Here is a 22861-nt window from a genome sequence, read left to right as displayed (position 1 = left end):
GACGTCCCATTGGCCCGGTACGGGTGTCAGGATCGGCTTCGAACCCAGCAGTTCCACCGGCTCTCCGCTCCCAGCGCACATCGGCCGGTGGAGCCGTGCGCGCGGCGGGAGACACGGTCCCCCCACACCTCCTCCCGTCGCGCGCACTTCATCTCGTCCGCCGGTCCCGACCGGTTCGGCCGGGACCGGGGACCTCCGCAGACGCCGCGAGTCAGGCGCGCGTGGCGGCCAGGTAAGCGTCGATCTCGGTGCTGATCCGCTGTTTGCCCGCCGGGTCGAGGAACGAGGCGGTCACCGCGTTGCGGGCCAGCGCCGCCACCTGTTCCGGTCCGGCGTCGAGCAGCCGGGCGGCCACCGCGTACTCGTCGTCGAGGGTGGTGCCGAACATCGGCGGGTCGTCGGAGTTGATCGTCACCAGCAGCCCGGCCTCGACCAGCGCGGGCAGCGGGTGCTCCTCGATGGTCGCCACCGCCCGGGTCCGCACGTTGGAGGTCGGGCAGACCTCCATCGCGATCTGCCGCTCGGCGAGGTGGGCGAGCAGCTCCGGGTCTCCGGCGGCGGAGATGCCGTGGCCGATCCGCTCGGCGCCCAGCTCGCGCAGGGCGTCCCAGACGGTCTGCGGGCCGGTGGTCTCCCCCGCGTGCGGCACCGAGTGCAGACCCGCCGCCCGGGCCTGGTCGAAGTAGGGCTTGAACTGCGGCCGGGGCACTCCGATCTCGGGGCCGCCCAGGCCGAAGCTGACCAGCCCGTCCGGGCGCTCGTCGAGGGAGATCCGCAGCGTCTCCTCGGCGGCCGGCAGGCCCGCCTCGCCGGGGATGTCGAAGCACCACCGCAGCTCGATGCCGAAGTCGGCGGCGGCCCGCTTGCGGGCGTCCTCGATCGCCTCGCAGAACGCCGGTGCCGGGATGCCCCGGCTCACGTGCGAGTACGGCGTCACCGTCAACTCGGCGTAGCGCACCTGCTGGCGGGCCAGTTCCCGGGCCACCTCGTGGGTGAGGATCCAGACGTCCTCCTGGTCGCGGACCAGGTCGACGACGCTCAGGTACAGCTCGATGAAGTGCGCGAAGTCGCGGAAGACGAAGTAGTCGGCGAGCAGTTGCGGGTCGGCGGGGACCGGCGTACGCCCCTCGTGGCGGGCGGCCAGTTCGGCGACGATCCGGGGCGAGGCGGAACCGACGTGGTGCACGTGCAGTTCGACCTTGGGCAGGCCGGCGATGAAGGTACGCAGATCGGTCACGGGTTCTCCTGGGCGATGGCACCGGTACACCGGCGACGAACGGTCGTTGCGCAGTCTTACAGGCCGCCGGTCCGGGCGGGGCGAGGCACGTCCGGCCGGGTCCACCTCGCGCGGCCCGGCCTCGGCACGGACGCCGGGGGTCACTAGGCTCGGTCGCATGGAGCAACGCACCTTCCCCCGGATCGGCCGACAGGTCGGCGTGGTCGGGCTCGGCGCCTGGCAGCTCGGCGCCGACTGGGGCACGGTCACCGAGGACGACGCGATGGCGGTGCTGGACGCCGCGGTCGACGCCGGCATCACCTTCCTGGACACCGCAGACGTCTACGGCGACGGCCGCAGCGAGCAGCTCATCGGGCGGTACCTGGCGGCTCACCCGGACGCCGGGCTGACGGTGGCCACCAAGATGGGGCGTCGGGTGGCACAGACCTCCGACGCGTACATTCTGGACAATTTCCGCCAATGGACTGATCGTTCGCGCGCCAACCTCGGCGTGGACACGCTGGACCTGGTGCAGTTGCACTGCCCGCCGACGTCCGTGTTCGCCACCGACGCGGTCTTCGACGCCCTGGACACCCTCGTCGCCGAGAGGCGCATCGCCGCGTACGGCGTCAGCGTGGAGACCTGCGACGAGGCGCTGACCGCGATCGGCCGCCCCGGGGTGGCCAGCGTCCAGATCATCCTGAACGCGTTGCGGCACAAGCCGCTGGAGCAGGTGCTGCCGGCCGCCTCGGCCGCCGGGGTGGGCATCATCGCCCGCGTACCGCTGGCCAGCGGGCTGCTCTCCGGCCGGTACGACGAGCGGACCACCTTCGCCGCCGACGACCACCGGTCCTTCAACCGGCACGGGGAGGCGTTCGACGTCGGCGAGACGTTCTCCGGCGTCGACTACACGCTGGGGCTGGCGGCGGTGCGCCGACTCGCCCCACTGGTCGGCGACGACCGGACGATGGCCCAGTTCGCCCTGCGGTGGGTGCTCGACCAGCCCGGAGTCACCGTGGTCATCCCCGGCGCCCGCGACGCGGCACAGGCCCGGGGCAACGCCGCCGTGGCCGGGCAACGCCCATTGTCGACGGACGAGCAGGACGCCGTCGCCGCCGTCTACGACGAGCTGATCCGTCCGCAGGTGCACCAGCGATGGTGACCGAGGAACCGGGGGTGCCGGCGATGGCGATCGGGGAGCCGACCGAGGGCACCGGCATCCCGGCGCAGAGCCCGGCCCCGCAGGACCGGATGAGCGGCTGGTTCCGACTCACCATCGGCCTGCTGGCCGTGGTCGTCGGGGCGATCTGGACGGTGCAGGGCCTCGGGTACGTGGAGGACGCCCTGATCACCGGTCAACGGATCTGGGCGGTACTCGGTCCGCTGCTGGCCCTCGTCGGCGCGGTACTGCTCTGGCTCGGCATGCGGGCCCGGACTCGGCGCTGACCGGGGGATGCGGAAAGCCCCGCGTCCGTACGGAACGCGGGGCTTTTGCACCTGTGCGGGGACTGCCTCGCCGTCTGGCGGTCGGCGGTCGCCGACCGGTGCCTCAGAGGGGGCGGACCTGCTCGGCCTGCGGACCCTTCTGGCCCTGGGCGATCTCGAACTCCACCCGCTGGTTCTCCTCCAGCGTGCGGTAGCCGCTGGACTGGATGGCCGAGAAGTGGACGAACACGTCAGCACCCCCGCCGTCGACGGTGATGAAGCCGAAGCCCTTGTCAGCGTTGAACCACTTCACGGTTCCCTGCGCCATGTGTATCTCCTTCTAAAACTGGCGGCCGAGCACGCCGTGCGGCCGGTTGGCCGTTTTCGAGCAGCGGCGCCTGAGGCGGCCCCCAAGGCAGGAGACTTCTCTCAACCCACGCCGTCTCTCAACAGCGGGGAACAGCAAACCACGTACGCAAAAACTCTGCACAGCCTACCCGACGAAATTCTCCGACATGTGACCTGACGGATGCGAAAGATCCGCTGTGCGGCGCCCGTGAGGTAAGGAGAAAGGCCCCCTTGACCGGTACGGACAAGGGGGCCGGACAGGTCGAACGGAAGCTCCTAGTCGGGCCAACGGCCGGTCAACCGGCGTACGCCCACCGCGCCCCCACGGTCCACGGCGGCCCGGACGACGGAGAAGATGGCGCCCTGCAACGCCGCCGCCGCGAGGATCTCGCCCCAGCGACGATCCTCGTCGACGGGGTCGGGAGCCTCGCCGTCCCCGGCGGTCAACTTCCAGACCTGGCGGAAGATGGCACCCGCGACCGCACCGGCGGCGATGCCGGCCAGGATGCCCACCGGCCGGTAGGCGACCTTGCTCAACCCCTTGCTCACCCACGCCTCCCTCGAATGATCATCAGCACCACGGCGGTGACGATCGCGCCCGCCGCGAGGGCGACGAACGGTGCCGGGCCGTGCCGTCCCCGCACCGGCGGATGGGTCAGGGCCGCCTGGCCACGGACCCGGGCGACGGTCAGCGCCGCCTGCTCCCGGACCCGCTCGCGCGCCTGGTCCGCCGAGGACTTCAACCGCTTCTTGACGTCGGCCTTGGCGGCCAGCGCCTCCACCGTCTCGCCCAGCTCGACCCGGGTCCGCCGGATCTCCGCCCGCAGCGCCTCGGTGTCGCCGGTGCCGTCGCTGTGGCCGTTGCGCGTCCCGTTGTGTGTCATGCCCGTCCCCTGTCCTTCACCGCCGCGCTGACCACGTCGACGTCGGCCCGCACGCTCTGCACGGTCGCCTGCGGCACCGGCGGCACCGCCTGGCTGACCTGCTTCTTGCCGAGCAGCGCGAGAACGCCGGCGATCAGGAAGACGACCGCCGCCACGATGAGCGCGGCCGCCCACGCCGGCAACACCAGTGCCAGCAGCAGGATCGCCGCGGTGATCAGCGCGCCGAGGCCCAGGAAGGCCAGGGCACCGCCACCGGCCAACAGGCCGACGCCGATACCCGCGTGCTTGCCCTTCTCTGTCAGCTCCGCACGGGCCAGCGCGAGCTCGTCCCGGACCAGGCGGGACACCTGCTCCGTCGCCCGCTGGACCAGCTCGGCGGTGGAGGGCTCGCTTCCGTTGTGGGATGTGCGGACGTTCGCCACGTCAGCCATGCTGTCCCCCTCTCGTCGTCACCGCGCTGTATGCCCGAAGTAGCCGCCCGCCAATCCTGTGTGCGAAGAAGGAGCAGGGCGTCCCGCACGAGGTCCCCGGTAAACCTGCCGTCAAACCCTTCCGACCCGTCCCGTTCGGGCGACCCGTCCCGTTCGGGCGACCCGCAGCCGGTCGGGGGCCGGGGGCGGCGTGTGCGGCACCATGCTGCGACCCCCGACCGCACGTCGTCCGGCTCAGCGGCGCGCCTCCACCGGCTCGTCGGGGCCGACGAAGGCTTCGCTGCGGGCGTCGCCGTCGTCGCTGCCGCCGAAGAGGCGGGCGTCGTCGGGGACCTCCCCGTCCTCCAGGCGTCGGGTCCGGCGCTTGGGGGTCACCCACTGCCAGGGCAGGGAGCCGGCACCGTCACCGACCTCGGTACGCAGCCGTGGCAGCGCGGTGGGCCGCTGGTCGCGTACCCAGGCCACCATGTGCTCGCGGACCAGGCAGCGCAGGTCCCACAACGCGCCGGCGCTGGCGGCGCTGACCAGGGCGCGCAGCTTGACCATGCCGCCGGTCGCGTCCGTCACCTGGAGTACGCAGACCCGGCCGTCCCACAGCTCGGTGCCCTCGACCAGGCGACGCAACTCCTCCCGCATCGCCTGCACCGGCAGCGACCAGTCGACGTCGAACTCCGCCGTGCCGAGCACCGCCGCCTCGGTACGCGTCCAGTTCTGGAACGGGGTGCTGGTGAAGTAGGAGGTGGGCAGGATCAGCCGACGGTCGTCCCAGATCTGCACCACCACGTAGCTGAGGGTCAACTCCTCGATCCGGCCCCACTCCCCCTCGACCACGACCACGTCGTCCAGACGGACCGCGTCGCTGAAGGCGAGTTGCAGCCCGGCGAAGACGTTGCCGAGCAGGCTCTGCGCGGCCAGCGCGGCGACGATACCGACCACACCGGCGCTGGTCAGCACACCGGCACCGATGCCGCGTACCGCCGGGAACGTCATCAGCATCACGCCGACGGTGAGCACCACGATCACCACGATGGTCACCCGACGCAGCATGACGACCTGGGTGCGGACCCGACGGGCGTGCCGGTTGTCCGGCACGTCCACCCGGAACCGGGCCAGCGCGGTGTCCTCCACCACCACCAGCAACGAGGTGACCAACCAGGCGGTGGCCGCGATGACCGCGAGCACCAGCGTGTGCAGCAGCGCCTGCCGCCACCCGGTGCCGACCGCGTAGCCGGTGCTGAACCGGACGGCGAACTGCACGGCGAGCACGGTGGCGGCGATCTGGAACGAGCGGTGGGCGTGCTCGGTCAACTCCATCAGCAGTCGTGAGCGGTGGCCCCACCGCCGGATCGAGCGATGTACCACCTCGACCACGGCAACGGCGATCGCCGCCGCGGCGAGCGCGGCGACGACCGTCACGAGGTAGCTGTGCACGTGTGATTCTCCTTCCGACCGACGACAAGATCGACGCAAAGGGGCAAGTTTGCCCCAGAACGCCGTCACCGGCCACCGCAACGCCGCTGCGGTGGCCGGTGACTGAAGGGGGTGGAATCAGACCTTGCGGTAGCGGGCCTGGAGGAAGCAGTAGAGGCCGAAGGCGGCGATGCCCAGTCCGACCAGCGACAGCAGGATGGTGCCGAACGCCTGGTCCCGCAGCGTCCGCAGGGCAGCGTCCAGGCCCCGGGCCTTCTCCGGGTCGTAGTTCACCGCGGCCAGCACGACCAGGAAGCCGGTCACCGCGAACGCGCTGCCCCGGGCGGTGTAGCCGGCCATGCCGAGCCGCCGGGCGAGCTGGGTGGTCCGGGCGTTCATCTCGCCGGTCTTCAGCCGCTTCATGAACTTCTTCTTGACGCCGTAGATGAACATGCCGACGCCGACGCCGACGAGGGCCAGGCCGGCGAGACCGACCAGCCACCGACCGCCGGTCGACTCCATCAGACGGGCGGTCAACTCCTCCTGCTGGGAGGCGCTGTCGGAGTTCGCGTTGGAGAAGACCTTCCAGGCCGTCCATGCCAGCCAGAGGTAGATGACCGCGCGGGCACCGGAGAAGACCCGCTCCTTGATCCGGTCGTTGCCGCTCTCGGTCTGGTGCCCGACGGCGGCTTCGAGGGCCTGCCAGATCGCCATGGCGACCATGCCGACGGCGATGGCGATGACCACGAACGTGCCCATCGGCTGCGCGGCGAGTGTCCGCAGCGCACCGGACTGGTCACCGTCGTCGGAGGAGTTGCCGAATGCGATCTGCAACGCCAACCAACCGAACAACAGGTGCACGATCCCGTAGCCGATGAAACCGGCCCGGGCGAGGAGTTCCAGCCACCGGCTGTCTGCCGTTCGGGCGGCGGTGGCTTCGGCGTTCCGGGTGAGAGACATGCGCCATCAATCTCCGGGCGCGAAGATTTCCAAACGTGTCCCGCCGTCGCCGGAAAGCGACAGCGGGACGGGTGGATCGGACGGTTGTCGGCGTCAGCCGGAATTGCGCGAAATGCGCACCTTGACCTCAGAATCGGTGACGCTGTCCAGGGTCACCGCCAGGCCGCCGACGTCGGTGGCCTGCTGCCCGACGGTCAGCGACAGTTGCTCACCGGCGACCTCGATGGTCACCACGTCGTCCTGGGCCTCGACGAGCCGCGCCTCGACACCGAGGATGTTGGCGCGCGCCTCCACCCCCCGGTCGAAGGTCACCGTGCAGGCGTCCAGTCCGCAGTCCGTGCGGGCTCCCTCGGAGCTGCACCCCATCAGCAGGGCGGCACCGAGCACGAGCCCGGCCAACAGACCGGCCGACTTGCGGGTGGGGACCCTCCAGGCGAGGGTGCGCCGGCTGCGGCCGGCGGGCGATCGGTTCGTCACCGCCTCAGCGTACGAGACGGAGGCGAACGGCCCCGGGGTGCCGAACCGGCGGTGGACAATGGTCCGGTGAGCATGCTGGTCGAGGAGAACGCCGCCAAACACCGCTACGAGATCCTGGTCGACGACGCGTTGGCCGGGTTCACCGCGTACCTGCCCCGGGGCGAGGCGCTGGTCTTCACCCACACCGAGGTGGACCCGGCCTTCCAGAACCGGGGCGTCGGCTCGGCACTGATGCGCGGCACCCTGGACCAGGTCCGGGCCCAGGGACAGCGGGTGGTCCCGCAGTGCCCGTTCATGCACGCCTACATCGAGCGCCACCCCGAGTACGCGGACCTGGTCACCAGCCTGACGTGACGGCGGTACCGCCGAGCAGTTCGGCCACGGCCCGACCGGCGGCCCGGGTCGCCCCGTGCGAGGCGACGTGCACCGCGCCGGTGACCAGTGCGGGCACACCCAACTCCACCACCACGGCGTCGGGCCGGTCCGCCAGCACCCGGTCGACGGCGGTGCGCATCCAGTCGTGCCGGTGCAGGTCGCGGACCACCAGCACGAGCGGTCGGCCGACCGCGTCCGTGGCCGGGTCGGTCGGCACCTCGCCCCGCGCGAAACGGGCGCTGGTGGTGCCCGGCACCAGCGCGGTCAACGGCGCGGCCACTCCCCACGGGGTCTCCGCCCCGATCGCGATGTTGTGCGGCGGCTGGAACTCCACCACGTGCGCCGGAGCGGCCAACGGCAGGTCGGCACCCCCGTCGGCCCGGGTGACCCGGATCGCCCGGCGCGCGGCGACCAGTCCGACCGCCGAACCACCGGCCGTCACCGGGATACGCCCACCGGCCGTCCGGGCGGCCACCGTCCAGGCCGCGAGCTGACCGACCCGCTTCGCCGACTCGGCCAGCCGCTCCTCCGGCAGATCCCCGGCCACGACCGCGTCCACGATGGCGTCGCGCAGGTGCCGGGCGGTCTCCTCGTCGGCGTGCTCGCCACCGACACAGATCGCGTCCACCCCGGCGGCCAACGCCCGCACCGCCGCACCGGCGAGGCCGTACCGGCCGGCGACCGCCTGCATCTCCACCGCGTCGGTCACCACCACGCCGTTGAAGCCCATCTCCTCGCGGAGCACACCGCCCAGGATCCGGGTGCTCAGCGTCGCCGGCAGCTCCGGATCCAGCGCCGGCACCAACAGATGCCCGGTCATCACCGCCTGCACGCCCGCCTGCACGGCGGCCCGGAACGGGGCCAGCTCGACGGCGTCCAGACGGTCCCGGTCCCCGCTGATCCGGGGCAGGTCGTGATGGGAGTCCACCCGGGTGTCGCCGTGCCCCGGGAAGTGCTTGGCGCAGGCCGCCACCCCGCCGGACTGGAGGCCGTGCACCCAGGCGGTGGTGTGCCGGGCCACCACCGCCGGATCGGCACCGAACGAGCGGACGCCGATCACCGGATTGTCCGGATTGGAGTTCACGTCGACGTCGGGCGCGTAGTCCAGGGTGACGCCCAGCGCGGCGAGTTCGACGCCCAGGTCTCGGGCGACCTCCTCGGTGAGGGCCGGGTCGTCCACCACGCCGAGGGCGAAGTTGCCCGGCCGGGTGCTGCCCCGACCCGACTCGATGCGGGTGACGTCGCCCGCCTCCTCGTCGATCGCCACGATCACGTCCGGCCGCTCCGCCCGCAGCCCGGCGGTCAGCGCCGCCACCTGCTCCGGGTCGACGACGTTGCGGCTGAACAACACCACCGCGCCGAGGCCGTCGCCGAGCCAGCGGCAGACCCACGCGGGCGGGACGGTGCCGACGAACCCGGGTTGCAGGACCGCGGCCGCCAACGCCGCCAGGTTCCCGTTCGCTCGCTGACGCTCGCTCATGCCGGCGCGTACCCCCGTCATCCTCCGCCGCGGACTGCCCCGCCACGCGGCGGTGCAGCAATGGTCACACCGCGCCACCGAATAGTCAATAAACCTTACAGTTGCCTTGGGAGCGCTCTGCCAGCAGAGTGCGGAGATGGACCCGCTGCTGTTGCTCGCCGACGCGACGAGCCCGGCCGACATCCCCGGCGTACGCCTGCTCGGCCTGGTGGCGGGCGGCCTGCTGCTGCTCGTGGCCATCCGGGCGATGTTCCGGCGCTGAGGGCGCGACCGGGTGTGACCCGCCCCCGCCGGGGTACCGCCTGGCCCTGGAACCGACGGTCCCGCGTGGCCGGACCGGTGTTTCGGCGCTGGTCCGGCCGGGTACCTGCGGCCCTCGATGAAGCTCACCACGCACTCGATGTCGTTGCGCCGCGCGGCGCGCAGCCTGTTCGGCTGGTCCTCCCTGCGCCCCAACCAACTGGCCGCGATGCGCGCGGTGATGCGGCGGCGCGACGCGTTGGTGGTGCTGCCCACCGGCGCCGGCAAGTCGGCGATCTACCAGATACCGGCGAGCCTGATCCCCGGCCCGACCGTGGTGATCTCTCCGCTGCTGGCTCTGCAACAGGACCAGATCGCCGCGCTCAACGAGCGGCAGCGGGCCGAGCTGCGGGCGGTCCGGATCAGCTCGGACGAGTCACCGGCCCAGCAGGCCGAGGCGATCGCCGAGATCCGCGACGGTCGGGCCGAGTTCCTCTTCATCACCCCGGAGCAACTGGCCAACCCGGACCGGCTGGCCGAGGTGCGCGCGTTGAGACCGGCGCTGGTCGCGATCGACGAGGCGCACTGCATCTCGGCCTGGGGCCACGACTTCCGCCCGGACTACCTGGCGCTCGGTCAGCTCATCGAGGGCATCGGACGGCCACCGGTGGTGGCGCTGACCGCCACCGCCTCCCCACCGGTACGCGACGACATCGTGGCCCGGCTGCGGCTGCGCGAACCCGAGATCGTGGTGTCCGGTCTGGACCGACCGAACCTCTTCTTCGAGGTGGCGCACTGCCCCACCGAGGACTACCGGTGGCGACGGCTGATCGCGCTGCTGCGGGACGACGAGCGACCGGGCATCATCTACGTACCCACCCGGCGGGCGGCCGAGGAACTCGCCGACCGGCTCACCGACGCCGGATACCCGTCGCAGTACTACCACGGCGGGATGGCGGCCACCGCCCGCGCCCGGCTGCACGAGGCGTTCCTGGCCGACCAGGTGCCGATCATGGTGGCCACGTCGGCGTTCGGCATGGGCATCGACAAGCCGAACATCGCCTGGGTGGTGCACATGGCGCTGCCCGACTCGCCGGACAGCTACTTCCAGGAGATCGGCCGGGCCGGTCGGGACGGCCAGCCCGCCCGCGTGCTGCTGCTCTGGCAGGCCGAGGACGTGGGGCTGCAACGCTTCTTCAGCGGTGGCCTGCCCGACGCCACCGAGCTGCGCGACCTGGCCGCCCTGCTGCGCCAGGGACCGACCACCAAGAAGGAACTGCGCGAGGTGACCGGGCTGGGGCCGCGCAAGCTCGGGCAGTACCTGGCCCTGCTGGAGCAGGTCGGTGCGGCGCAGCCGCGCGCCCGGCAGCGGATCGGCGCGCCGCGCTACTCGCCGACGCCGGTGGAGGCCGCCGAGGCGTCGGTGGCCGAGGCCGAACGGCAACAGAACCTGACCCGCTCGCGGACCGACATGATGCGGGCCTTCGCCGAGACCACCGCCTGCCGGGGGCAGACCCTGCTGGCCTACTTCGGCGAGCAGATGACCCAGATCTGCGGACACTGCGACAACTGTCACGCCGGCACCAGCACCGCCGACGACGGCGCGGTGGGTCCGTTCCCGGTGCACAGCCAGGTGCGGCACCCGGAGTGGGGCGGCGGCCTGGTGCTCAGCTACGAGGACGGCCGGATGACGGTGCTGTTCGAGGAGGTCGGGTACAAGACGTTGTCGGTCAGCGTGGTGTCCGAACAGGGACTGCTGACGCTGGACTAACCTGAGCCCGCCGCGATGGCGGCGGGGACATACCGGGCCCGGCGCGGGCAGCAGGCAGGTGGCGCGTCACCGGGGACCCGGACGACGAACGGGAGAGGCACGGTCGTGATCGAAGAGCCGACGTACACCGCTTTCGGTTTCTCCGACGAGGAGTGGGGGCTGCTGGTCGGCCTGCCGCAGGCGGTGCTCACCGCGGCGAGCGCCGCAGAGTCCGACGGCACCCGGGCGACGATGGCCGAGAGTGCGGCCGGACTGGAGACGATCTCCACCGGCCGGGAGTCGGCCAGCCCGCTGGTGGCCGCGGTGGCCGGGGAGATCGTGACCCGGGTGGGCGACCCGGAGGCCGGCGAGGAGTTGCCGGTGATCGCGCCGGAGGACCCGCGCGCGTACGCCGAGGACGTGCTGGGCCGGGCCAAGGCCGCCGCCGCGCTGCTGGCGGCGAAGGTGGACGAGGGCGAGGCCGGCGCGTACCAGCACTGGCTGGTGGAGATCACCGACCAGGTGGTCGGCGCGGCCACCAGCGGCGGCATCCTCGGGCTCGGGGGTAGCCAGGTCAGCCCCTCGGAGCGACGCTTCCGGGACCGGCTCGCCCAGGTCCTCAACGACTGAGCGACGGCGACGAGCAGGGGGGCGACGTCCGACGGACGTCGCCCCCCCTGCTCTCTCTCGTGCGGATCAGGCGATCCGGCGGCGGAACAACACCGATGAGAGCAGCACCGCGACCGCCAGCATGCCCAGGCACCAGGCCGCCGCGCGGGCCGGCGCCGCGCCGACCGGCAGGTCGAGCAGCAACCCGCGCAGCGACTCGATGACCGGCGTGACGGGCTGGTGTTCGGCGAAGCCGCGCAGCCAGCGGGGCAGCGTCTCGACCGGCACGAAGGCGCTGCTCGGGTAGGGCAGGAACATCACCAGGAAGGTGTACCCGCCGGCTGTCTCGGGCGTACGGGCCAGCAGCCCGAACGCCGCCGACAGCCAGGACACCGCCAGCAGGAACAGCAGCAGCACCCCGGCGGCGGCCAGCCAGCGCAGCGGTTCCACGGCGGGCCGGAACCCGATGACGACGGCGACGGCCAGCACCAGCACGGTGGAGACCGTGTTGCGCGCGATGCTGGCCGCCACGTGACCGCCGATGATCGAGGTCGCGCCGACGTCCATGGTGCGCAGTCGCTCGATCATGCCGTTGGTCATGTCCGTGGTGACGCTCACCGCCGTGCCCGCCGCGCCGAAGCCGGCGCAGAGCAGCAGCACGCCGGGCACCACGTAGGTCACGTACGTCGAGCCGGTGTCGATCGCCCCGCCGAAGAGGTAGACGAAGACCAGCAGCAGCATCACCGGCAGCAGCAGCGAGGTGAGCAACGCGTCGACGTTGCGGCGCGACAGCCGGACGCAGCGGCCGATCATCACCGCCGTCTGCGATCCGCGTACGGCCAGCTCAGACATGGGTCACCTGCCGTCGGGTGGGCGCCGGAGTGCCGGTGAGGGTGAGGAAGACGTCGTCGAGGGTCGCCTCGCGGACGGTGAACCGGACCACCCCGTGACGGTCCGGATCGATCTCGTCGAGCAGGGCACGCACCTGCGGCGCACTTCCGTCGGTGGCCACCGACAGGGCGAGCCGGTCCGGGTCCCGGTCGGTGACCCGGTCGCCCAGCAGTGCGACCGCCTGCCGCAGGCCGCCCTCCTCGCGCCAGGTCAGCTCCAGCCGGTGCGCGCCGAAGCGGCGCTTGAGGTCGTCGGCGGTGCCCTCGGCGGCGATCGCGCCCCGGTGCAGCACGGTGATCCGGTCGGCCAGTCGGTCGGCCTCCTCCAGGTACTGCGTGGTGAGCAGCACGGTCACCCCGGTGCGGGCCAGTTCGCCGACGACCTCCCAGAGCCCCAGCCGGCTGCGCACGTCCAGGCCGGTGGTGGGCTCGTCCAGGAACACCACGGACGGCTGCCCGACCAGGCTGGCGGCGAGGTCCAGGCGGCGGCGCATGCCCCCGGAGTAGGTGATCGCCCACCGCCCGCCCGCGTCGGTCAGCGCGAAGCGTTCCAGCAGATCGGTGGCGCGCTTGCGGGCCGCCGGCCCGGACAGCCCGGCGAGCCGGGCCAGCATGGTCAGGTTCTCCAGGCCGGTCTGGGTGTCGTCCAGGGCGGCGTGCTGGCCGGCGAGGCTGATCGTCCGCCGGACCCGTCGTCGGTCACGCACCACGTCGTGGCCGGCGACCCGGGCGCTGCCCCCGTCGGGCCGGGTCAGCGTGGCCAGGATCCGCACCGTGGTGGTCTTGCCGACCCCGTTCTGGCCGAGCAGCGCGTGTACGCCGCCGGCCTCTACCCGCATGGTCAGCCCGTCGAGGACGACGAGGTCGCCGAAGGACTTCCTCAGCTCGACCAGTTCGACCGCGGGTGGTCCGTTCGCCATGGTCACTCTCCGCTTTCTGCGTATGTCGTACGCTTAACTGCGTAGACCATACGCAGAAGTTACGATGAGGGTCAAGCCCGGCCGGTGGAGGTACATGTGAGCGACGGTCCCGACGTCGAACTGCCCGAGAACATCGCGCTCGCCTGGGGGCTGCGCGACCGTCCGAGCCGAGGCCCGAAGCGCGGCCTCAGCCTGGAACAGGTGGTGGCCGCCGGGATCCAGGTCGCCCAGTCCGAGGGGCTCGGCGCGGTGTCGATGAGCCGCGTCGCCGGTGAGCTGGGCGCAGCGACGATGTCGCTCTACCGGTACGTGCCGACCAAGCACGACCTGCTCGACCTGATGGTCGACACCGCGTACGGGCCGCCCCCGCCACCGCGCGCCCCGGACGAGGGCTGGCGCCCCGCGCTGACCCGCTGGGCCGAGGGGAACCTGACCGCGCTGCGCCGCCAGCCGTGGATCCGGCACGTGCCGATCAGCGGCCCGCCGATCAACCCCAACCAGGTCCGCTGGCTGGAGTACGGCCTGGCGGCCCTGGCCGGTACCGGCCTGCGCGGCACCGAACGCGTCTCCACCGTCATGCTGGTCAGCGGGTACGCCCGGAGCTGGGCCACCACCACCGCCGACCTGACCGAGGCGGCGGTCCGCAGCGGACAGACCCCCGACCAGGTGGGCCTGCACTACTGGCGGCACCTGGCCCGGCTCACCGCCGACGGGCCCTACCCGGCGATCCACGAGTTGATCGCCGAGGGCGACGACGAGGACGACTACGTCGACGCGGAGTGGCGCTTCGGGCTCGGCCGGGTGCTCGACGGCGTCGAGGTGATGATCCAGACGCGCACGACGGACGGCCGGTGACCGCTCAGGACCGGTCCAGCAGGTCCAGCACGGCACGCTCGGCCTGTTCCCGGTCGCTGTCCCGGCCGACCGGCACCACCACGCCGTCGTGGAACAGGTCGACCACCCGAGGGTCCACGTAGGAGGTCCGGGCCACCGTCGGGGTGTTGCCGAGCAGCTCCGCCACCTCGCGCATCACGCCGGCCACCGCCCGCCGACGTGCGGTGACCGACCTCGGCTGTCCGAGCACGGCCAGCTCGGTGGCCGCCCGGACGGTGGCGTGCCAGGTGCGGAAGTCCTTCGCCGTCATCTCGCCGCCGCTGGCGTCCCGCAGGTAGTCGTTGACCTCGTCGGCCCGTACGTCCCGCCACTGCCGGCCGTCCCAGTAGCCGAACAGCCGGTCCGCCGCCCGTCGACGGCGACGCAGGTGGGTCAGCACCCGGCACAGCTCCGGATCGGAGACCAGGCGGACCTGCTCGATGCCGCCCTTGGCCGGGAACTCGAAGACCACACAGCCCTGGCGGGACCGGGCGTGTTCGGGGCGCAGGGTGGCGACGCCGAAGGTCGGCTCGTCCCCGGCCGCGTACTGGTCGCTGCCGACCCGGAAGGTGCCCATGTCGAGCAGCCGGGTCACGGTCGCCAGCACCCGCTCGCGACGCAGCCCCCGCCCGGTCAGGTCCTGGCCGACCCGTTCCCGCAGCACCGGCAGCCGGCGGGCCACCTCCAGCACGTGGTCGAACTTGGCCTCGTCCTGCCGCTGCCGCCACAGCGGGTGGTAGAGGTACTGCTTGCGGCCTGCGGCGTCGATCCCGGTGGCCTGGATGTGGCCGTTCGGATGCGGAGCGATCCACACCTGCCGCCAGGCCGGCGGGATGACCAGGGCCCGCAGCCGGGACAGCTCGTCCGGGTCACGCACCGGCTCGCCGCGCGGGTCGAGGAACGACCAGCCCGGACCGCGTCGCCGGCGGCCGTATCCCGGCCGACCCGGATCACTACGCCGCAACCGCACGGTCCGCCCGCACCACCCGTTCCACCTCCTCGACGGCGGCCAGCACCGCGTCGACCCCGACGGCGGTGACCGCCGGGTGACCGCCTACCCCGTCCGAAGTCGGGCATGCGCCGCCCCAGAGCACCCGGTGTCGTCGTCGTTCCGGCGGCGGGCCCCACCGGGCGGGCGGGACCGGCCCGAAGATCACCACCGACGGGGTGCGGTAACCGGTGGCCAGGTGCGCCACGCCGGTGTCCCCGCTGACCACCAGCCGGGCCCCGGCGACCAGCGCGGCGAGCTGCCCGAGGTCGGTCCGCCCGGCCAGCACCGCATCGCCGGGCAGCCCGGCCTCGTCCGCGACCCGAGCCGCGGTGGCCCGCTCCCCCGTACCGCCGGTCAGCACCACCCGGTGCCCCGCGTCGGTCAGCTCGCGGGCCAGCGCGGCGTACCGACCGGGCGGCCAGCGCTTGGCCGGCACCTTGGAGCCGGGATGCAGCACCGTCACGCCGGTCGGCACGGTCCCCGGCGACGGCCGCCGCAGGTCCAGGTCGGTCGGGTCGGCCGCGATCCCGTACCAGCGCAGCAGCCGGCACCAGCGCGCCACCTCGTGCTCCGCGTCGTCCCACCCGGGCCCGTCGGCGTGCGCCGCCCGCGCGTCGGCGAAGGCGAACAATCGGTCCGGGCCGGTGCCGGCGAGCAGCCGGTGCGAGCGCGGTCCCCGGCCGTGCAGGTTCACCGCCACCTCCACCGGCCCGCCGGGCGCCCCCAGCCGGTCCAGCCCGTCGGTGGGCAGCAGCCGGTCCACGCCGCCGACCAGCTCGACCAGCGGGCCGAGCCAGTCCGGCGCGGCGAGCACCAGTTCCCGGTCCGGGTACGCCGCCCGCAACGCCCGCAGTGCCGGGACCGCCGTGGCGAGATCACCGACACCGAGGGCGCGCAGCACCAGGATCACGGGTACGAGGTCTCCTGCTCGGCGCAGACCACCATCTCGCGTACCGCGCATCCGGCCGGTTGGGAGAGCGCGAACATCACCGCGGCGGCGGTGTGCGCCGGGTCGTTGAGGATCGCGTCCGGCCCCGGACGGTACTGCGCGTCGCGGTCGTCGAAGAAGGCGGTCCGCATGCCGCCCGGCACCAGCAGCGTCACGTTCACCGCCCCGGCCAGCTCGGCGGCGAGCGCGCGGGTGAAGCCGACCACGCCGAACTTCGCCGCGCAGTACGCCGTGGCGTCGCTGACCGCCTTGACCCCGAGCGTGGACGCCACCGTGACGATGCTGCCCCGGGCGGCCTCCAGGAAGGGCAGCGCGGCCCGGATCACGGCGGCGGTGGCCAGCAGGTCCACCGTGACGATCCGGTCCCAGGTCTCGCCGGGCACGTCGGCCAGGCGGCCGGGCACGTCCACACCGGCGGCGGTCACCACCGCGTCGAGACCGCCCTCGCGCTCGGCGAGCTGCCGGGTGGCGGCCTCCGCCGCGCGGGTGTCGGCCAGGTCGCACTCGACCCAGGCCACCCCGTCGCCGGGTGCCTGCCGGTCCAGCACCAGCGGTCGCCCGCCGGAGCGGGCGACCGCGGCCACCACCGCCGCGCCCAACCCGCTGGACCCGCCGGTGACCAGCACGGTGCGTCCGGTGCCGGGCGCGCTCATCGGGACACCCCCACGCCGGTACGCGCCGCCGTCGCGGCGATCAGGCCGGTGGTGGACCGGCCGTCCAGGTACGGCACCACCACCGTGTGACCGCCCCAGCGGCGCAGTATCTCGGCCTCGGGCAGACAGTCGCCGTCCCCGCCGCCGGTGGCGTAGTCCCCGCCCTTGACCCAGATGTCCGGGCGCAGCCAGGACAGTGCCGCCGCCGGAGTCGACTCGTCGAAGATCATCACCGCGTCCACGCAGCTCAGCGCCGCCAGCAGGCGGCTGCGGTCGTCCTGCCGCACGACCGGGCGGTCCGGGCCCTTGAGCCCGCTGACGCTGGCGTCGGAGTTGAGGCACACCACCAGGCAGTCGCCGAGTTGCCGAGCCGCCTGGAGGGTCGCCACGTGACCGGCGTGCAGCAGGTCGAAACAGCCTCCGGTCGCCACGACCGTGCCCCCGGCGGCACGGACCCGGGCCACCACGGCGGCGGCTGCCGCCACCCCGACCCGGTCACCGCCCACCGCGGTGTGCACCGCCTGCGGGGCCCGCCGCACCGCCGTCGGCAGCGCGGTCGCCACTCCCCCGTCCGCCACGTACGCCGACGCCTCGGTCACCGCCTCCTGCACCGCCTCGGAGAGCAGCGCGCCCCGGCCCAGGGCCAGTCCGGCGGCGACCGCGAACCGGTCCCCCGCACCGCAGGTGTCGCCCTCGGCGGCCACCGGCGTCGGCACCACCAGCGGGGTCGACCCGGCGTGGCTGAGCAACGCGCCGTCGGCGCCCAACGTCACCGCCACCGCACCGGCCCGCCAGCGTTGCCGCAGGCGCTCCGCGCCGTCGGCGGCGGTGGCCAGCCGGGTGGCGGCGGCGGGTGCCTCGACCAGCTCCTGCACCTCCGACTCGTTCGGCGTGACCAGGTGCACCCCGGGCACCGCCGCCGGTCCGCGCGGGTGCGGGTCCCAGACCACCGGGGCCCGGGTCGCCGCCAGGGCCGCCCGCAGCGCCGGCTGCCGCGCCACCCCCCGGCCGTAGTCGCTGACCAGCACCACCGACGCCCGCTCGATGACCCGCAGCACCGCCTCGGCGGGTTCGCCCGGCGTCTGAGCGCCGCCGCCCCGGTCGTGGCGCAGCAGCACCCGCCCACCGGCCCGCAGCCGGATCTTCTCCGGGGTGGACCCGGCCAGCCGCAACGGGTACACCTGCACCCCGGCGGCGGCCAGCAGCACCCCCAGCCGGGCCCCACCGGCGTCGTCGGCCAGCGCGGTGACCAGCACCACCTCGGCGCCCTGCGCGGCGGCGAAGACGGCGGCGAGTCCGGCCCCGCCGGGCCGGTCGACGTGCGCGGTCTCGTCCAGCACCGGGACCGGCGAGTCCGGACAGAGCCGGTTCACCACGCCCTCCACGTCCCGGTCGAGCAGGGTGTCGCCGACCACCACCACGGGTCCCCTCACGCTTGCCTCCTCACGCCTCGACCGGTCGGCCGGCCCCACCGTCCAGCACCACCTCGACCCCGGCGCGGACCGGACCGGCCGCCGGTGCCTCCGACGCCGCCGGCACCACCGGCTCCACGTACGCCACCGCCGGTCGCTCGGCCATCGCCCGCTCCACGTACTCGCAGAGCAGGTGACTGGAGACCAGGTGCAGTTCCTGCACGACCTGCGAGTCCGGGCAGTCCACCGCGAGCGCCTCGTGGACGGCGTCGGCCAGCGGATTCGGTGCCGGGCCGGTGAACGCCCAGCACCGCAGCCCGGCCTGGCGACCCGCCCGCGCGGCGGCCAGCAGGTTCGTGCTGCCACCGCTGGTGGAGAGCAGCAACAGGACGTCGTCGGGGCGGCCGTGCGCGCGGACCTGCCGGGCGAAGACCTCCTCGTAGCCGTAGTCGTTGCCGATCGCGGTCAACGCCGAGGTCTCGGCGTGCAGGGCGATGGCGGACAGCGGCTGCCGGTCCTCGCGCAGCTTGCCGACCAGCTCGGCGGTGAGGTGCTGCGCCTCGGCGGCGCTGCCACCGTTGCCGGCCACCAGCAACCGGCCCCCGGCGGTCAGGTGCTGTGCCAGGACGACCCCCCACCGGGCCAGCAACGGCTCGCACCGCCGGTACGGCGCCAACGCGGCGGCCAGGTGCGCCAGGTGCGTCTCCAGCGGGTTGCGCCCCGGCATCAGGCCACCACCCGGGTCGGCCGGTGCACGGCGGCCACCTCGGCGTACAGATCGGCGAGACGTTCCGCGGTGACCGTCCACGAGTAGTGCTGCCGGGCCCGCGCCCGGGCCGCGCCCGCGTACGCGAACCGGCGGATGCGGTCGTCGAGCAACCCGGCCAGCGCCTCGCCCAACGCCCTCGGGTCACGCGCCGGCACCAGGTCCCCGGTCACCCCGTCGACCACGGTGTCCCGCAACCCGCCCACGGCGGTCGCCACCACCGGGACCCCACACGCCATCGCCTCCAGCGGGGTCAGGCCGAACGGCTCGTACCAGGGGGCGGCGACCAGGATGTCCGCCGACCGGTACCAGCGGCCCATCTCCTCGCGCGGCACCGCGCCGACCAGCCGCACCCGATCGGCCACCCCGCAGCTCCGGGCCAACGCGCGCAGCCGCCGGGCGTACGGGTCGGTCTCCAGCAGCCCGGCGGGCGGGCCGCCCACCACCACGCACTCGGCATCCGGCACGTGCGCCATCGCGCGGACCACGGTCTGGAAGCCCTTGCGTTCCACCAGCCGTCCGACGGTGAGGATGCGGGCCCGTCCCGGCTCCCGTTCGGCGGCCGGGCCCAGCGGGGCGAACGTGCCCAGGTTCACCCCGGACGGCACGACCGTCATCGCCGAGCGGGGCACCCCCATCCGGACCAGCTCGCCGACCTCGTCGCGGCACTGCGCGATCACCCGGTCCACCGACCGGCCGAGTTGGAGTTCGTAGCCGATCCGCCGGGCCGGGCTGGTGTCCTGGACACCCTGGTGGCGGCGCTTGACCGTGCCGAGCGCGTGGTACGTCTGCACCACCGGCACGCCGACCTGCCGACCGGCCTGCACCGCCGCCAGCCCGCTCATCCAGAAGTGTGCGTGGACCACCTCGGGCGTCCAGTCGCCGCGCCAGCGCTCCACCAGCCAGGCACCGAACGCGCGCATGTGCGGCAGCAGCGCGTCCTTGGCCACCGGCTCGGCCGGCCCGGCGGGTACGTGCACCACGTCGTAGCCGTCCGGGCTGCGCACCATCACCGGCAGGTCCACCGCGTCGCGCCGGGTGTAGACGCGGACGTCGTGCCCGGCCGCGACGAGCGCGGCGGAGAGTTCCGCGACGTGCGTGTTCTGGCCACCGGCGTCCTCCCCGCCCAGGATGGCGAGCGGGCTGGCGTGCTCCGAGATCATCGCTATCCGCATACTTCCTCCTCCAGCAGCCGGTCCCAGTCGGCGAGGAAACGGTCGAGGCCGTAGCGTTCCCGGGCGGCGGCCCGCGCCGCCTGCCCCGCCAGCCGGGCCCGCTGGGGCTCGGCGACGAACCGGCCGGCGGCCTCCAGCAGCTCGTCGACGCGGGTGTCCAGCGCACCGGCGTCCGGCGGCACGGCCATCACCGCCTCGGTGCTGGCCAGCGCCACCACCGGCATGCCGATGCTCATCGCCTCGATCAGGCTCAGCCCGAGCGAGGTCCACCGGCACAGGTGCAGGTACGCCCGGCGGCGCGCCAGCTCGGCGTGCATCCGGTGCTGCGGTACGTCGTCGTGGCTGGTGAGGCGGTCGGCGGGCAGGCCGAGGTGGTCGGCGAGCCCGGCCACCTTCATGCCGAAGACGTCCAGCGGGGCGATCTCGGCGAACCGGGGCAGCAGGTCGGTGCCGGTGACCCGCCAGCGGCGTACCGGCTCGTTGATCACCACGGCCAGCCGGTCCAGTTCGCCGGTGTACTCGACGGCCGGTGGCACGATGCCGTGGTCGACCACGGTGGTCCGGGTCGTGCCGGTGTCCCAGAACAGCTCGTTGAAGGCGGTCACGTGGGCGACGAGCAGGTCGTCGCGGTCGGCCATCGGGTGGCGGCTGTGCGGCACGTCCCCGTCCTTCGGGGTGTTGTGCTCGACGTAGATCGCCGGCACGTCCCGGCCGGGCCGACGGCCCAGCCACCGCTCGGCCAGCTCCAGCTCCTCCGGGCGTTGCAGGAGGACCACGTCGACGTCGCTGTCGCGCAACTGCTCCGGGCTCACCTCGGCGGCGCTCTCCGGCCAGGTGTACGTGCGAGCCCGGCCCAGCCCGTACGGCCCCCGGTCCGGGGTGGCCGGCACCAGGTAGCGGTGTTTGCCGTGCACGAACGACGTGGTCCACGAGCCGTGCACGTGCCAGAGCAGGATGTTCATCGGCCGCCTCCCGCCGCCGCACGGGACACCACCGGGCGGGTGGGCACCGGGTCCGGCGGTACGCCCAGCAGCCGGAGCGCGTCGACGACCGCGCCCGGGGAGATTTCGCTGAGGCACGGGTGACCGGGCACCGGGCAGCGCGCGGCGCGGCTGTCACGGCATCCGGCGGTCGCGTCGCCGAGGCGTACCGTCGGCACCCGCCAGGGGGCCCACTGCCCGAACGGCACGGTGGGGGCGAACAGGCTCACCACCGGCACCCCGGAGGCGGCGGCCAGGTGCGCCGGGCCGGTGTTGCCGACCACCAGCGCGCCGGCACCGGCCACCACGGCGGCCAGCTCGGCGAGCCCGGTCCGGCCGCCGAGGTCGCGGGCGTACCGGCCGGCGACCCGGGCGGTCAGCTCGCGTTCCTGCGGGCCGCCGGTGACCACCACCCGGTGACCGGCGGCGGCCAGCTCCCGGGCGATCCGCTCGGCCAGCTCCGGCGGGCAGCCGCGCGCCGGCGCGTCCGAGCCCGGGTGCAGCACCACGTATCCCGGCTCGCCGGCCTCCGGCGGCGGGGCGGGCACCGGACGCAACCGCAGGCGCGGCTCGTCGTAGGCGGGCAGCGCATACCCGGCGGCGGCGGCCAGCGACAACGCGCGTTCGGCCTCCGGCACACCGGCCGGTACCCGGTGCCGGACGTCCAGCAGGCTTCCCGGGTAGTCGTCGCTGATCGCCGCGATCCGCCGCACCCCGGCCATCCGCAGCAGCAGGGCCAGCGGCAACGGCGACTGGTGGAACGAGGTGAAGACGACCGCCTCGTCGGCGGCGACGGCCGCCAGCCGGGCGGTCAGGGCGGCCATCTCGGCGGGGTCGACGGGTCCGGGTTCGGGATCGATCCACGGCAGCCGGTGCTCCACGATCTCGTCGACGCCGGGCAGCAGTTCGGCGGCGGCCCGGCCGCGCGGGCCGCAGAGCAGCACCACCCGGTCGGCACCGGCGGCCACCGCCCGGACGCCGGGGCCGGTGACCAGCACGTCGCCGACCGAGTCGGCGCGCACCACCAGCACCGTCCGTCGCGGTCCGGTCGCGGGTGTCGGTGCCGGGCGCAGTGCCTGTCGGCGGCGCAGGATCTCGTCCACCGCCGACGGCAGATCGGCGGCGAGCCAGCCGGCGGCGGCGATCTCCTCGGCCCGGGTGACCGGTGTGGGCACGAGGATGCCCGCCGCACCGGCGGCCAGCGCGGCGGTGACGTCCCGGCCGATGTCGCCGATCAGCACGCAGCGCGCGGGTACGGTGCCGAGCGCCCGGGCGGCGGCCTGCACCAGCCCGGGTGCGGGTTTGCGGCAGGCACAGCCGTCCCCGTCGTCGTGCGGGCACACCTGCCACGAGTCGAAGGGGCCGAGCAGGTCCTCGACCCGACGGTGCACCCGGCGCAGGTCCGCCTCGGTGAACAGGCCCCGGGCCAGCCCGGACTGGTTGGTGACCACGGCGAGCCGCAGACCGGCCGCGCGCAACCGGTCCAGCGCGGCCCGCGCGCCGGGCATCGGCCGTACCTTGTCCGGGTCGCCGTTGTACGGCACGTCCTCGACCAGGGTGCCGTCCCGGTCCAGCAGAACCGCGTCGAACAGGGCGGGACCGGCCCGGTCGACGCCGGTCAGCACCCCGGCTGACCTGCGCTGATCC

26 protein-coding genes are annotated in these 22861 nt (G+C 73.8%); 7 read left to right on the top strand and 19 right to left on the bottom strand.

Going from position 1 to position 22861, the window contains the following annotated elements; all coding sequences use genetic code 11:
• Window positions 1–211: 211 nt before the first annotated feature.
• The gene (locus ACQVFL_RS09905) at window positions 212–1237 is read right to left on the bottom strand and encodes an adenosine deaminase (RefSeq protein ID WP_396691102.1); all 1026 of its coding nucleotides are present in this window, start codon (window positions 1235–1237) and stop codon (window positions 212–214) included.
• 157 nt (window positions 1238–1394) lie between these two features.
• On the opposite strand from ACQVFL_RS09905, the gene ACQVFL_RS09900 reads away from it, so the two are divergent.
• Window positions 1395–2378 carry an aldo/keto reductase gene (locus ACQVFL_RS09900; protein WP_396691104.1) on the top strand — a complete coding sequence of 328 codons (984 nt, stop codon included), beginning with the start codon at window positions 1395–1397 and terminating at the stop codon, window positions 2376–2378.
• 89 nt (window positions 2379–2467) lie between these two features.
• Window positions 2468–2662, top strand: a complete 195-nt coding sequence (locus ACQVFL_RS09895; RefSeq protein WP_396691865.1) for a hypothetical protein — start codon at window positions 2468–2470, stop codon at window positions 2660–2662.
• Between the two features lie 103 nt (window positions 2663–2765).
• Here the strand turns inward: ACQVFL_RS09895 and ACQVFL_RS09890 are convergent, their stop codons facing one another.
• From ACQVFL_RS09890 to ACQVFL_RS09860, 7 genes are all read right to left on the bottom strand, one after another.
• Window positions 2766–2969: a cold-shock protein gene (locus ACQVFL_RS09890; RefSeq protein WP_013732668.1), complete on the bottom strand. Its 204-nt coding sequence runs from the start codon at window positions 2967–2969 to the stop codon at window positions 2766–2768.
• 296 nt (window positions 2970–3265) lie between these two features.
• Complete coding sequence (locus ACQVFL_RS09885) at window positions 3266–3538, bottom strand: DUF4235 domain-containing protein (protein WP_396691107.1); 273 nt, start codon at window positions 3536–3538, stop codon at window positions 3266–3268.
• The gene (locus ACQVFL_RS09880) at window positions 3535–3873 is read right to left on the bottom strand and encodes a DUF3618 domain-containing protein (RefSeq protein WP_396691109.1); all 339 of its coding nucleotides are present in this window, start codon (window positions 3871–3873) and stop codon (window positions 3535–3537) included. Before ACQVFL_RS09880 ends, ACQVFL_RS09885 begins: the two co-directional genes overlap by 4 nt.
• Entirely contained in the window at window positions 3870–4304 is a 435-nt protein-coding gene (locus tag ACQVFL_RS09875; RefSeq protein WP_396691111.1) for a phage holin family protein, read from the bottom strand. Before ACQVFL_RS09875 ends, ACQVFL_RS09880 begins: the two co-directional genes overlap by 4 nt.
• 234 nt (window positions 4305–4538) lie before the next feature.
• Window positions 4539–5735 carry a mechanosensitive ion channel family protein gene (locus ACQVFL_RS09870; RefSeq protein WP_396691113.1) on the bottom strand — a complete coding sequence of 399 codons (1197 nt, stop codon included), beginning with the start codon at window positions 5733–5735 and terminating at the stop codon, window positions 4539–4541.
• Window positions 5736–5852: 117 nt separating this feature from the next.
• Window positions 5853–6674: a DUF1206 domain-containing protein gene (locus tag ACQVFL_RS09865; protein WP_396691114.1), complete on the bottom strand. Its 822-nt coding sequence runs from the start codon at window positions 6672–6674 to the stop codon at window positions 5853–5855.
• 93 nt (window positions 6675–6767) lie between these two features.
• A complete protein-coding gene (locus ACQVFL_RS09860; RefSeq protein ID WP_396691115.1) occupies window positions 6768–7151 on the bottom strand; it encodes a hypothetical protein in 384 nt (127 codons plus the stop codon).
• Window positions 7152–7223: 72 nt separating this feature from the next.
• Here ACQVFL_RS09860 and ACQVFL_RS09855 point away from each other — a divergent pair, with 72 nt between their 5' ends.
• Window positions 7224–7505 carry a GNAT family N-acetyltransferase gene (locus ACQVFL_RS09855; RefSeq protein ID WP_396691866.1) on the top strand — a complete coding sequence of 94 codons (282 nt, stop codon included), beginning with the start codon at window positions 7224–7226 and terminating at the stop codon, window positions 7503–7505.
• On the opposite strand, the gene ACQVFL_RS09850 is transcribed toward ACQVFL_RS09855, so the two are convergent.
• Window positions 7489–9006: a glycoside hydrolase family 3 protein gene (locus ACQVFL_RS09850; protein ID WP_431729212.1), complete on the bottom strand. Its 1518-nt coding sequence runs from the start codon at window positions 9004–9006 to the stop codon at window positions 7489–7491. The two genes, ACQVFL_RS09855 and ACQVFL_RS09850, sit on opposite strands and share 17 nt — an antisense overlap.
• 136 nt (window positions 9007–9142) lie before the next feature.
• On the opposite strand from ACQVFL_RS09850, the gene ACQVFL_RS09845 reads away from it, so the two are divergent.
• From ACQVFL_RS09845 to ACQVFL_RS09835, 3 genes are all read left to right on the top strand, one after another.
• Complete coding sequence (locus tag ACQVFL_RS09845) at window positions 9143–9268, top strand: hypothetical protein (protein WP_396691118.1); 126 nt, start codon at window positions 9143–9145, stop codon at window positions 9266–9268.
• 117 nt (window positions 9269–9385) lie between these two features.
• On the top strand, window positions 9386–11017 hold the full coding sequence (locus ACQVFL_RS09840) for a RecQ family ATP-dependent DNA helicase (protein WP_431729211.1): 1632 nt from the start codon (window positions 9386–9388) through the stop codon (window positions 11015–11017).
• A 105-nt stretch (window positions 11018–11122) separates the two neighbouring features.
• Window positions 11123–11626: a hypothetical protein gene (locus ACQVFL_RS09835; protein ID WP_396691121.1), complete on the top strand. Its 504-nt coding sequence runs from the start codon at window positions 11123–11125 to the stop codon at window positions 11624–11626.
• A 66-nt stretch (window positions 11627–11692) separates the two neighbouring features.
• On the opposite strand, the gene ACQVFL_RS09830 is transcribed toward ACQVFL_RS09835, so the two are convergent.
• Window positions 11693–12457, bottom strand: a complete 765-nt coding sequence (locus ACQVFL_RS09830) for an ABC transporter permease (protein WP_396691123.1) — start codon at window positions 12455–12457, stop codon at window positions 11693–11695.
• Complete coding sequence (locus tag ACQVFL_RS09825; RefSeq protein ID WP_431729210.1) at window positions 12450–13415, bottom strand: ATP-binding cassette domain-containing protein; 966 nt, start codon at window positions 13413–13415, stop codon at window positions 12450–12452. The genes ACQVFL_RS09830 and ACQVFL_RS09825 overlap by 8 nt, the downstream gene beginning before the upstream one ends.
• Before the next feature lie 96 nt (window positions 13416–13511).
• Between ACQVFL_RS09825 and ACQVFL_RS09820 the strand changes: the two genes are divergently transcribed.
• The gene (locus ACQVFL_RS09820) at window positions 13512–14270 is read left to right on the top strand and encodes a TetR/AcrR family transcriptional regulator (protein ID WP_431729209.1); all 759 of its coding nucleotides are present in this window, start codon (window positions 13512–13514) and stop codon (window positions 14268–14270) included.
• A 4-nt stretch (window positions 14271–14274) separates the two neighbouring features.
• Here ACQVFL_RS09820 and ACQVFL_RS09815 read toward each other — a convergent pair whose 3' ends face one another.
• Genes ACQVFL_RS09815 through ACQVFL_RS09780 form a run of 8 tightly spaced genes read right to left on the bottom strand, consistent with a single transcriptional unit; the run spans window position 14275 to window position 22839 of the window.
• Window positions 14275–15258 (bottom strand): DNA topoisomerase IB, encoded by a 984-nt coding sequence (locus ACQVFL_RS09815; protein WP_396691128.1) that lies wholly within the window; start codon window positions 15256–15258, stop codon window positions 14275–14277.
• Window positions 15242–16189 (bottom strand): glycosyltransferase family 9 protein, encoded by a 948-nt coding sequence (locus ACQVFL_RS09810; protein ID WP_431729208.1) that lies wholly within the window; start codon window positions 16187–16189, stop codon window positions 15242–15244. Before ACQVFL_RS09810 ends, ACQVFL_RS09815 begins: the two co-directional genes overlap by 17 nt.
• On the bottom strand, window positions 16186–16881 hold the full coding sequence (locus ACQVFL_RS09805) for an SDR family oxidoreductase (RefSeq protein ID WP_396691132.1): 696 nt from the start codon (window positions 16879–16881) through the stop codon (window positions 16186–16188). Before ACQVFL_RS09805 ends, ACQVFL_RS09810 begins: the two co-directional genes overlap by 4 nt.
• Entirely contained in the window at window positions 16878–18314 is a 1437-nt protein-coding gene (locus ACQVFL_RS09800; protein ID WP_431729207.1) for a PfkB family carbohydrate kinase, read from the bottom strand. Before ACQVFL_RS09800 ends, ACQVFL_RS09805 begins: the two co-directional genes overlap by 4 nt.
• A gap of 10 nt (window positions 18315–18324) precedes the next feature.
• Complete coding sequence (locus ACQVFL_RS09795; protein ID WP_396691867.1) at window positions 18325–19023, bottom strand: SIS domain-containing protein; 699 nt, start codon at window positions 19021–19023, stop codon at window positions 18325–18327.
• Window positions 19020–20234, bottom strand: coding sequence for a glycosyltransferase (locus ACQVFL_RS09790; RefSeq protein ID WP_396691136.1), 1215 nt, complete (start codon window positions 20232–20234; stop codon window positions 19020–19022). Before ACQVFL_RS09790 ends, ACQVFL_RS09795 begins: the two co-directional genes overlap by 4 nt.
• A complete protein-coding gene (locus tag ACQVFL_RS09785) occupies window positions 20225–21196 on the bottom strand; it encodes a glycosyltransferase family protein (RefSeq protein ID WP_431729206.1) in 972 nt (323 codons plus the stop codon). The genes ACQVFL_RS09790 and ACQVFL_RS09785 overlap by 10 nt, the downstream gene beginning before the upstream one ends.
• Entirely contained in the window at window positions 21193–22839 is a 1647-nt protein-coding gene (locus ACQVFL_RS09780) for an HAD-IIIA family hydrolase (protein ID WP_431729807.1), read from the bottom strand. Before ACQVFL_RS09780 ends, ACQVFL_RS09785 begins: the two co-directional genes overlap by 4 nt.
• Between the last annotated feature and the right edge of the window lie 22 nt (window positions 22840–22861).

The organism is Verrucosispora sp. TAA-831 (genome assembly GCF_050780145.1).
Lineage (GTDB): Bacteria > Actinomycetota > Actinomycetes > Mycobacteriales > Micromonosporaceae > Micromonospora.
The sequence above is the reverse complement of the archived record's forward strand: the minus strand, read 5'-3'. Positions and strand labels throughout refer to the sequence as shown.